Here is a 10,271-nt window from a genome sequence, read left to right as displayed (position 1 = left end):
CGTCATGCTCGTCCTTGTGGCGAGCATCCACGTCTTGAACGCAACGCTCGACCAGCGAAGACGTGGATGGTCGGGACAAGCCCGACCATGACGGAATGCGGCGATTACGCCGCCAGCCCCCGCTTCTCCAGCAGCGCATCCGGCGTCGGCAACCGGCCGCGGAAGAGCGTGTAGGCCTCCGCCGCATCGCGGGTGTCGCCGGCCGAATAGATGTAGCGCTTCAGCTTCTCGGCCACCTCGGCTGAGAACACGTCGCCCGTCTCGGTGAAGGCGTTGAAGGCGTCGGCATCCATCACCTCGGACCAGAGATAGCTGTAATAGCCGGCCGAATAGCCGTCGCCCGAGAAGACATGGGTGAAATGCGGCGTGCGGTGCCGCATGGTGATCTCGGCGGGCATGCCGAGGCGGGCGAGTTCCGCCGCCTCGAAGGCAAGCGGATCGACTTCTGCCGGGGCCTCCAGCGAGTGGAAGGCGAGATCGACCAGCGCCGAGGAGGTGTACTCCACCGTGGCGAAACCCTGGTTGAAGGTCTGGGCCTTCTCGATCTTCTCGATCAGCGCCTCGGGGATCGGCTCGCCGGTCTCGGCATGCAGGCAATAGTTCCGCATCACCTCGCGCGTCAGGAACCAGTGCTCGTAGAGCTGCGAGGGCAGCTCCACGAAATCGCGCGCGACCGATGTGCCGGCGAGCGAGCCATAGGTCACGTCCGAGAGCAGGCCGTGCAGCGCGTGGCCGAACTCGTGGAAGAGCGTGCGGGCGTCGTCGAGCGAGAGCAGCGCGGGCTCGCCCTCCGCCGGCTTCGCGAAATTGCAGACATTGACGATGATCGGCCGGGTTTCGCCATCGAGCTTGCGCTGGCCGCGGAAGGCGCTCATCCAGGCGCCGGAGCGCTTCGAGGCACGGGCGAAGTAGTCGCCGACGAACAGGCCGATATGGCGCCCGCTCGCGGTCTCCTTGACCTCGAAGATGCGCACGTCCGAATGGTAGCCCTGAAGTTCCGGCCGCTCGGCGAAGGACAGGCCGAACAGCTTGCCGGCGACGTCGAACGCCGCCTGCCGGACACGGTCGAGCTGGAGATATGGCTTCAGCACGGCCTCATCGAGCGCATAGGTCTTCTGCCGGACCTTCTCGGCATAGTGGCGCCAGTCCCAGGGGCGGATCGGGCCGTTCTCGCCTTCGCTCTGAGCCAATGCCGCGAGTTCGGCCGCTTCGCGCGCCGCGCGCGCCTTGGCCGGCTTCCAGACCAGTTCCAGGAGCCCGCGCACATGCTCCGGCGTCTTCGCCATGGCATCGTCGAGCTTGAAATGCGCGAAGGTCGGATAGCCCAAGAGCTTCGCCTTCTCGGCCCTGAGCTTCACCATCTCGGCGACGATCGCGCGGTTATCGCTCTCGCCGCCATTCTCGCCGCGCTTGCTCCAGGCGATGAAGGCTTCCTCGCGCAGATCACGCCGGGTCGAGAAGGTCAGGAAGGGCTCGATGATCGAGCGCGACAGCGTCACCGCATGCTGGCCGGGCTTGCCCCGGTCGGCGGCCGCGCGCGCCATCGCCGCCTTGAGGAATTCCGGCAGGCCGGCGAGGCCCGCCTCGTCCTCGATCAGGAGCGCATAGGAGGATTCATCCTTCAGCACGTTCTGGCTGAACTGGGTGCCGAGCCCCGCCAGGCGCTCGTTGATCGCGGCGAGGCGCTTCTTGTCCTCGGGGTTCAGCTTGGCGCCCGAGCGGATGAAGCCCTTGTAGGTCCGCTCCAGCAGCCGCGCCTGTTCCGCATCCAGACCAAGCGCCGTGGCCTTCGCATTGACCGCATCGACGCGGGCGAAGAGCCCCTCATCCATCATGATCGCGGACCAGTGCCGCGAGGCGATCGGCGACATCTCTCGCTCGATCGCCTGGAGCGCCTCGTTCGTGTCGGCGCCGGTCAGGTTGTAGAACACGCCACCGACGCGGGAGAGCGCGCGCCCTGCCCGCTCCAGCGCCTCGATCGTGTTCTCGAAGTCGGGCACTGCCGGATCGGCCACGATCGCCGCGATTTCGTCCTTGTGCTTGGCGAGCGCCGCATCGAAGGCCGGCCGGATATGCTCTGGCTTGATCGCGGCGAAAGGCGGCAGACGGAACGGCGTCTCCCAGCGCGCGGCGAAAGGGTTCTCCGCCGGCAGCGGCAAGGCTTCGGGATAGGCGGTTTCGGCAGAGGTCATCGGAACACTTTCGTGAGACAGGCGCGGGTCAGACGCCGCCGAAGATATGTGCGAGATAGCGGCGCATGAAGGGCGGCATGTCGTGCTTTTCGGTTTCGACGAGATCGCGCACGACGACGATGTCGGAGAGCTCTTCCTCTTCGAGGTGCTTCATCCGCCCCAGCATCAGCGTCCGCGCCTCATCGGCCGGAAGATCGATGCTGACCTCGCGCATGAAGGCGATGCGCCCCTGCTCGATCACCGCGGTCCAACCGGCGCCGACGCTCAGCTCTTCAACCCGCAACCCGGTCTCCTCGCCGAGCTCGCGCGTGACGCTGCCGGCGAGATCGAGCGTCCCGTCCGGGCGGGCATCCTCGCGATCGGGCGTGCCGGCGGCGAAATAAACCTTGCCGGCATTGGCGGTGTGCTCCCCCATCCTGCCGCAGAGAAAGGCGCCGTCATTGGCCCTGAGCGCCGCCATGGCGAAACCGTTGCGGATGGCAGGGCCTGGATGGCCGGCATCGCGCCAGGCCATGAAGGCCGCATAATCGGTCTCGAAATAGCTGGCCTCGAACACGCCGTCGCGGATCGCCGCACGATTCTGCAACATGACGCGCCCGTTGAACATCTCCGGCTTGCCGGCGCTGATCCTGGCCCAGTGCGCAGCGATGCTCTCGGCATTCTCGCAGGCATAGGCCCAGTCGTAGGGCTCGATCCGGGCATCGACCCGTTCGAGCCGGACGATCGTGCCGTTCTCGACGCCGTCGCTCACAACAGCACGCCCTCACTGACCACGATGGCCGAACCTCCGATGCGGGCCGAGACCAATGCGCCCTCACGCACGCTCAATTCCAGCGTGATCTGCGACGGCCGGCCCATCTCATAGCCCTGTTCGATAACGAGGCGGTGGTCGCCGTCCCCGGGCTTGTCGAAGGCCATGACGGCGCCGGCGAAGGCCGCGACGGCACTGCCTGTCGCCGGATCCTCGACGACACCCGCACCCGGCCAGAACATGCGGGCATGGTAGCTGTGCCCGACCTCGGCGGTCTCGCGGCAATAGACGAAGGCATTGCCGTTCGGCGTCGCAGCCATCACCCGCTCGAAAACCCCTGCGACCTTCGCCCGGGCGACCACCTCGCGGCTGGCGACGGGCACTATCGTATAGGCGACGCCGGCCGAGAAGGCGCTCGGCCGATGCGCGCCGAAACCGAGATCAGCCGGATCAAGCCCGAGCGCCTCCGCCAGTTGCGCATCCGCGACCTGCTGCTCCGCCCGCTCCGGCAGGCGCGGCAAGGTAAAGACGGCATGGCCGGCATGGCTGCCCTTGACCTCGACGGCGCAGGAGACCAGCCCGACCTTCTCCTCCAGCACCAGCATATCAGCGGAACGCCCCTCGGCCTCGTCGGAAAGCGCCAGCCAGACCGCCGTGCCGACCGTCGGATGCCCCGCAAAAGGCAATTCGCCGCCCGGCGTGAAGATGCGGATGGACGCACGATGCCCCGGCTTGTCGGGCGGCAGGACGAAGACCGTCTCCGACAGGTTGAACTCGCGTGCGATGGCCTGCATCGCCTCGGTATCCAGCCCCTCCGACTGGAGCACCACCGCCAGTGGATTGCCGGCATGGCGGCGCGTGGTGAAGACGTCGAGCGTGACGAAGCGGCGTTTCATCTGAGCATCCTTGGGATCACCCCTGGGGTATTTCGAGATCGATGGTGAGCGGGCAATGGTCGGAGGCCTTCGGGCGGTCCCAGCCGACGCGCGGATAGCGGTCGGCGCAGGTCGCCAGCCGCGCCATGGAACGATCGGGCGCGCGCGGATCGAGCGGCACGCGATAAGGCAGGCCGCGCCGGATCATCTGCATCGCGGGGCTCGCATTGGCCGCCGCCAGCGCCGGCGAGAGCAGGATGCGATCGAGCGGCATATGGCTGTCGACCAGCCTGTCCTGGCTTTCCGACCAATAGCGCCGGAAATGCGTCCAGCGCTCATGCGCCGGCAGCGTCTCCATCGGATCGACGGCGAAATCGTCGAGCAGCGGCTCGATGCCGCTGTCGCCCTCGTCGACAGCTTCGGCCAGCGGCCCGAGGCCGTAACGGTAGCCGTTGAGATCGCCGAGCACGATCCAGTTCGTCTCGCGCCAGCCGCCGCCGAAGCGCTGCTGGATCAGCCATTTCACCGCCCGCGCCTCGGCACGGCGCACCGGCAGCGTCATCTGACGCCCGTCCTCGCGGCCATTGTTCATCGACTTGAGATGACAGCCGAACAGACTGAGCCGCCGCCCGTTGAAGCTGAGCTCCACCTCCAGGCAGTCGCGCGCGAAGACCTTGGCCTGCGGACCTATGCCGAGCATGGCGAGCTCGCGGTCATGGACGCCCGCCTCGGCGAAGGTCAGGTCCTTATGCGAGCGCACCGTGACCTGGCCCTGCCCGAACAGATCGCGCCGCGCGGCGAAGCCGATGTCGATACCACGCCGGTCATTGCCGTCGATCAGCGTGAAATGGCCGTAGCGGTGATCGGCGATGCGGTGGACGTAATTGGCGAAGAAGGCCTGCAGGCTCGCCAGCGAGTCGACCTCCTGCAGCATCCAGAGATCGGCCTGCGCTTCGGCGATGGCGAGCGCCGTCATCTGGCGCTTGTCGTCTTCCAGCGCCACGGCCAGCGAGCGCTCGACCGCGTCACGCTCATCGGCGCGCGGGAAATGGAACAGCGACATCGCGGCGGCCGTCTCGGTGCGTCCGCCAGGCTCGAAGCGATGGCGCGTCAGCAGGTTCTCGACATTGAAGGTGCCGACGCGCAGCTTCATCGCGATGTGCTCAGATCGCTTCCGGCGCGAAGACCCGCGAGGGCGTGACGAACTCGTCCTGCGCCGCCACGGTGAGGATCTCGCGGGAGCCTGCCTCTTTCGTCCGCTTCAGCAGCCCGTAGATCGAGGAGGCCGCCTTGCTCAGCGCCGACGCCGCCGACTGGTCGCGCAGATAATGGGTGAAGAACAGTGCTGCGATGGCGTCGCCCGCGCCGTTGATGTTGACGTCGAGCTTCGGCGTGCGGACACGCCAGCTCCCCTTGGCGTCGGCCGCCATCATGTCGATCGAATCCGCGGGCGTCTCCTCGGTGACGAGCGATGTCACCATCACCACCTTCGGCCCGGCATCGCGCAGCGCCTCGGCGGCGCGATGGGCATCGGCGACGGTCTTGACCTCGATATCGGTCAGCAATTCCAGCTCGAACTGGTTGGGCGTGACGATGTCGGCGGCCGGCACGGCCTGCTCGCGCATGAACTCCGGAATGCCCGGCCGCACGAAGACGCCGCGGCCGACATCGCCGATCACCGGATCGCAGCAATAGAGCGCCTTGGGATTGGCCGCCTTCACCCGTTCCACTGCCGAGAGGATCGCATGGCCGATATCGGCCGAGCCCATATAGCCGGAGATCACGCCGTCGCAGTTCGGCAGCACGCCGCGCTCGGCAATGCCCTCCATCACCTCGTCGATCATGCCGCCATCGAAGACCCGGCCCTTCCAGCTCCCATAGCCGGTGTGATTCGAGAACTGCACCGTGTGGATCGGCCAGACATCGACGCCGAGGCGCTGCATCGGAAAGGTCGCGGAGGCATTGCCCACATGGCCGTATGCGACATGGGACTGGATCGAGAGAATATTCATGGTCCGAAGCGGCACCCCGTTCGCGATGAGCCCGCGAACCTAACCGCTCCCGCGCGAGGCGCAAATCGAAAGCGGTGATGGAGAGGATCAGCCTGGTGCGCGGGTGAAGGAGGACGGCGTCCGCTCAGCCCGGCGCGACCACGACATAAGGGACACTGCTCGCCACGGCGGCCAGCGCGGCCGCATTGCATGCCATGCCGCCCAGATGCAACCGGCGCAGCCGGGCTCCCATGCCGGTCCCGCTGGCCTTGTCGGCCTCCCCAACCTGCCCGATCTCGACATCCATCCGCGGCAGAAACCAGCGCCGGGCCAGGATCGCAAAGGCCAGGACGCCGATGCCGATGACGAAAGTCGGCTGACCCGCCACGGCGAGAGCCAGCGCCCCGACACCGCCGGCAATCGCCAGCATCAGGAAATAGGCATGGAACATGCCGCGCAGAAGCCGGGCGACGGGTGGGATGTCGAGGCTGAAAAACAGAAAACCCGGCGCCGCCAGCAGGAAATAGCTCATCGGAAGCATCAGGATGATTTCAGCGAAGAAGGCAGCGGCATCCGGCTTCATGCAGGCACCTCTACGTCTCTTGCCGGACGAGAATTTTCCCGCCGCATTTCACGACAATATCCGCCCGAAGCGAGCCTCAACACTATTGGGCTTTAGTCGAATGCGTGAGACCTCAGATTCATCTAAGGTCTAGTTGCAGGGATAAATTCAAATCATCACAATAATAACGTCGCATCACTCTTACATTGCAGAAATCGCAGAAGACCGACGCCGACGAAAACGAAACCGCGGCAGAAAGCGGCAAAAATCAAAACAGCGGAGGACGCCGATGAGCAGGTTCTCTTGGCACTGGTGGCCGCGCAACAAGAATAAAACCCGGGACGACACGCCGCATTCCTCCGCAGGACTGGAAGGTGGCGACCGGCGCCGATTGCTCCAGGCCTTGTCCGTCATGGCGGGCGGCGGTGCGCTGGCCGCGATGCCGCGATCCGCCACAGCGAAGGATTCAAGCGAGCTGCCGCCCCCCAAACGGGCGCTGACCGGCCGCGACCAAGCCGGCAAGTCGGTGTTCAAATCCTTCGACGTCACGCCCAAGGTGGTGGAGATCGATTCTAATCCGGGGCTGACCTTCTACGAACTCTACATGACCGAGGGCGTGCCGGGGCTCACCGGCCACGAACCGGACCCGATGCTCGAAGGGACGAAAGCCTTTCCCGGTCCCGGAGGCACGATGTTTCGCCTGATCTCCTATCCCCCGAGGCGGCCAGAGGGTTGGAAGCCGCCGGCCGGCGTCACCTTCGAGAGCGCGCTGCAGGAAATGTCCGACAAGGTCCCGCGCATGGGGGATCATTTCGAGCGCGGCGCGCCGGGCATGCACACATCCGACACGATCGACTACGGCGTCGTGGTTCGCGGCGAGATGACGCTGGAACTCGATGACGGGCAGAGGGTCCATCTGCGGCAAGGCGACTGCATCGTGCAGAACGGAACCCGCCATCGCTGGCGCAACCCGCTGCCGGAGCCCTGCCTCATGGCCTTCATCTCGGTGGGCGGAAAGCGCGGCTAGAGCACGGGAAACGCGCCGTCATTCCAGGCTTGTCCGGAATGACGGCGCGGGTCCCTGCGAAAACCGGTATGCGCTACGCCCCCGAAGCCGCCTTCTTGGCGAAGCTGTCGATGAAGGTCTTCGACAGGTCGACATTGGAGTTGGTCAGCTCCGGGTCGAGCAGCTTGAGTGAGTCGTACATGCTCTTCATGGCGTCCGGCGTGGCGATGCCGGTGCGCGAATAGCTCTCCTGCGAATTCTTGACCGCGCGGACATAGAGCGGCCGGTCGCCAAGGAGATATTCCTGCGGCACGAGATCGGCGACCTCCTCCGGCTTGGCCGTCTCGAGCCACTTCAGCGCCTTCATGAAGGCGTTGACCAGCTTCTGCGTGGTGACCGGGTTCTTCTCGGCGAAATCGTTCTTGAGATAGAGCACCGCCGCCGGGTTCGAGCCGCCGAACAGCGCCTTGGTCCCAGCTTCGGTGCGGGTGTCGATCAGCACGACGATGTCGCCATCGGCCTCGAGCTTCGAGGTCACCGGGTCGAGATGCGAGATCACGTCGACCTGCTTCTGCTTGATCGCGGCCACGGCGCTGGCGCCCGCGCCGATGCCGATCATGGCGGCGTCGTCGGCCTTCAGGCCCGCCTTGACCATGGCGTATTGCGCAGTCAGCGAGGTCGAGGAGCCCGGCGCGGTGACGCCAATCTTCAGCCCCTTGAAATCGGCCGCGGACTTGACCTTGTCGGCGAGATCCTTGCGCACGGCGATGGTGATGGCGGGGAAGCGGCCGAGCTCGATGACGGCGCGGATGTCCTGCCCCTTCGCCTGCATGCGGATGGTGTGCTCATAGGCGCCCGTCACGACATCGACCGAGCCGCCGACCAATGCCTGAAGCGACTTCGCGCCGCCGCCGAAATCGTTGATCTCGACCTCGAGCCCCTGCTCCTTGAAGTAGCCCTTCTTCTCCGCGACCGTCAGCGGAAGATAGTAGAGCAGCGGCTTGCCGCCGACGCCGAGCGTGAGCTTCGGCTTCTCGGCCGCCTGCGCGAAGGCGGCATGAGGGGCGATGCCGATGGCGGTGGAAGCGGCGAGCGCGGCCAGCGCGTCGCGGCGGGTCAGTTTCATGGCGTAACCTCCGGTTGGGAAAGGCGCTTCTGGCAGGCGCTTGGGCATGACGATAGGCGAGATGAGCCCGGGGCGGCAACTCGCCTTACGTTGTGGTCGTCGTGCTCTGCGTCGGGCGCCAGACCAGGAGCCGCCGCTCGACCAGCGTCACCAGCGCGTCGATCGCGATAACGAAGATGGCGAGGATCAGCATGCCGGCGAAGACGCCGGTGACGTCGAAGACGCTCTCCGCCTCGTGGATCTTGTAGCCGAGCCCAGCCGAGGAGCCGAGATATTCGCCGACCACCGCGCCGACCAGCGCGAAGCCGACCGAGGTGTGCAGCGAGGAGAACATCCAGGTCAGCGCCGAGGGCCAGTAGACATGCTTGAAGAGCTGGCGCTCGTTCATGCCCAGCATCCGCGCATTGGCGAGGATCGTCGGCGAGACCTCACGCACGCCCTGATAGACGTTGAAGAACACGATGAAGAAGACGAGCGTGAAGCCGAGCGCCACCTTCGACCAGATGCCGAGCCCGAACCAGAGCGCGAAGATCGGCGCCAGCACCACGCGGGGCAGCGCATTCGCCGCCTTGATATAGGGGTCGAACACCGCCGAGAGCAGCTCGTTTCGCGCGAAAGCGAAGCCGAACAGGATGCCGGCGGCGGAGCCGATGACGAAGGCCAGCACCGTCTCGGTCAGGGTGATGCCGAGATGCCAGTAGATGCTGGGGCCGGTGAGCTCCTTGACGGTGCGGGCGAGCACCGCCCATGGCGTCGAGAAGAAGAACTGGCTCGTCTTGATGTCGCCGAACAGGCTCGTGGTGGTCATCACATGCCAGACGGCCAGGAAGACGACCATCACCAGGATCTGCAGCGAGAGGAGCTTCATCCGCTTCATGATGCGTCTCCTCCGACGAGTTCGCGCCCCTCGCCCATCGCATAGGCCTTCTGCACCTCGATCCGCAGCGACGACCAAATATCGCGATGGATCTCGTGGAAGGCCTTCTCCAGCCTGATATCCGCGATGTCGCGCGGGCGCGGCAAGTCGACCTTGTAGTCGGCGACGATCCCCGCCGCCGGCCCGGCCGACATCACCACGACGCGGTCGGAAAGCGCGATCGCCTCCTCCAGATCATGCGTCACGAACATCAGCGCCTTGCGGTCGCGCGACCAGAGGTCGAGCAGCAGATTGCCCATGATCTGCCGCGTCTGCGCATCGAGCGGCCCGAAGGGCTCGTCCATCAGCAGGATCTCGGGGTTGCGGATCAGCATCTGCGCGAGGCTGACGCGCTTGCGCTGCCCGCCGGAGAGCATGTGCGGATAGCGGTCGACGAAGGTGCGAAGCCCGACACGCGCCAGCCACTCGCGGGCGCGGCTGTCCGCCTCGCGGTCGGCAATGCCCATCGGTTCCAGCGCGACCTTGACGTTCTCCAGCGCCGTCTTCCACGGCATCAGCGCATCCTGCTGGAAGAGATAGCCGGCGCGGCGGTTGAGCCCGGCCAAGGGCTTGCCGAAGATCTCGACCTTGCCGGCCGAGGGCGCGAGCAGGCCGGCCGCCGCGTTGAGCAGGGTCGACTTGCCGCAGCCGGTCGGGCCGACGATGGAGACGAACTCGCCGGGCGCAACCTTGAGGTCGATGCCCTTCACCGCCTGGTAGCGGCCGCCATTCGCAAGATGGAAGGTGATGTCGACCTGTCCGAGCGCGACGGCCGGACCATTCGACGAAACCGGCTCTGCTCCCGCCGCAACGGCAGGCGGGCGATCCTGCAACTCCATGAAATCCGTTTCC

The 10,271-nt window shown here is 66.0% G+C and carries 10 protein-coding genes; 1 reads left to right on the top strand and 9 read right to left on the bottom strand.

Translation table 11 applies throughout. The annotated features are described in order from the left end of the window. Nucleotides 1-104: 104 nt before the first annotated feature. From GGC47_RS07370 to GGC47_RS07345, 6 genes are all read right to left on the bottom strand, one after another. Nucleotides 105-2,192 carry a M3 family metallopeptidase gene (locus tag GGC47_RS07370; protein ID WP_142021845.1) on the bottom strand — a complete coding sequence of 696 codons (2,088 nt, stop codon included), beginning with the start codon at nt 2,190-2,192 and terminating at the stop codon, nt 105-107. 28 nt (nt 2,193-2,220) lie between these two features. Beyond that, nucleotides 2,221-2,943, bottom strand: a complete 723-nt coding sequence (locus tag GGC47_RS07365; protein ID WP_142021844.1) for an NUDIX hydrolase — start codon at nt 2,941-2,943, stop codon at nt 2,221-2,223. Further along, the gene (locus GGC47_RS07360) at nt 2,940-3,839 is read right to left on the bottom strand and encodes a PhzF family phenazine biosynthesis protein (protein ID WP_142021843.1); all 900 of its coding nucleotides are present in this window, start codon (nt 3,837-3,839) and stop codon (nt 2,940-2,942) included. Before GGC47_RS07360 ends, GGC47_RS07365 begins: the two co-directional genes overlap by 4 nt. Before the next feature lie 16 nt (nt 3,840-3,855). Beyond that, complete coding sequence (locus GGC47_RS07355) at nt 3,856-4,971, bottom strand: endonuclease/exonuclease/phosphatase family protein (RefSeq protein ID WP_038358737.1); 1,116 nt, start codon at nt 4,969-4,971, stop codon at nt 3,856-3,858. 10 nt (nt 4,972-4,981) lie between these two features. After that, nucleotides 4,982-5,830, bottom strand: a complete 849-nt coding sequence (gene pdxY, locus GGC47_RS07350) for a pyridoxal kinase PdxY (RefSeq protein ID WP_113252433.1) — start codon at nt 5,828-5,830, stop codon at nt 4,982-4,984. A gap of 124 nt (nt 5,831-5,954) precedes the next feature. Beyond that, complete coding sequence (locus GGC47_RS07345) at nt 5,955-6,392, bottom strand: hypothetical protein (RefSeq protein WP_133563181.1); 438 nt, start codon at nt 6,390-6,392, stop codon at nt 5,955-5,957. A gap of 268 nt (nt 6,393-6,660) precedes the next feature. Here GGC47_RS07345 and GGC47_RS07340 point away from each other — a divergent pair, with 268 nt between their 5' ends. Next, nucleotides 6,661-7,398 carry a cupin domain-containing protein gene (locus GGC47_RS07340; RefSeq protein ID WP_133563179.1) on the top strand — a complete coding sequence of 246 codons (738 nt, stop codon included), beginning with the start codon at nt 6,661-6,663 and terminating at the stop codon, nt 7,396-7,398. A gap of 73 nt (nt 7,399-7,471) precedes the next feature. Here GGC47_RS07340 and GGC47_RS07335 read toward each other — a convergent pair whose 3' ends face one another. The 3 genes from GGC47_RS07335 to GGC47_RS07325 all read right to left on the bottom strand — a co-directional run bounded on the left by GGC47_RS07335 (nt 7,472) and on the right by GGC47_RS07325 (nt 10,258). After that, the gene (locus GGC47_RS07335) at nt 7,472-8,503 is read right to left on the bottom strand and encodes an ABC transporter substrate-binding protein (RefSeq protein WP_112764019.1); all 1,032 of its coding nucleotides are present in this window, start codon (nt 8,501-8,503) and stop codon (nt 7,472-7,474) included. An 85-nt stretch (nt 8,504-8,588) separates the two neighbouring features. After that, complete coding sequence (locus tag GGC47_RS07330) at nt 8,589-9,380, bottom strand: ABC transporter permease (protein WP_038358745.1); 792 nt, start codon at nt 9,378-9,380, stop codon at nt 8,589-8,591. Beyond that, nucleotides 9,377-10,258 carry an ABC transporter ATP-binding protein gene (locus GGC47_RS07325; RefSeq protein ID WP_081925216.1) on the bottom strand — a complete coding sequence of 294 codons (882 nt, stop codon included), beginning with the start codon at nt 10,256-10,258 and terminating at the stop codon, nt 9,377-9,379. The genes GGC47_RS07330 and GGC47_RS07325 overlap by 4 nt, the downstream gene beginning before the upstream one ends. Between the last annotated feature and the right edge of the window lie 13 nt (nt 10,259-10,271).

Source organism: Allobosea sp. OAE752 (genome assembly GCF_050433265.1).
Lineage (GTDB): Bacteria > Pseudomonadota > Alphaproteobacteria > Rhizobiales > Beijerinckiaceae > Allobosea > Allobosea spartocytisi.
Note: the sequence above shows the minus strand (reverse complement) of the source record. Positions and strands in the feature narration are given on the sequence as shown.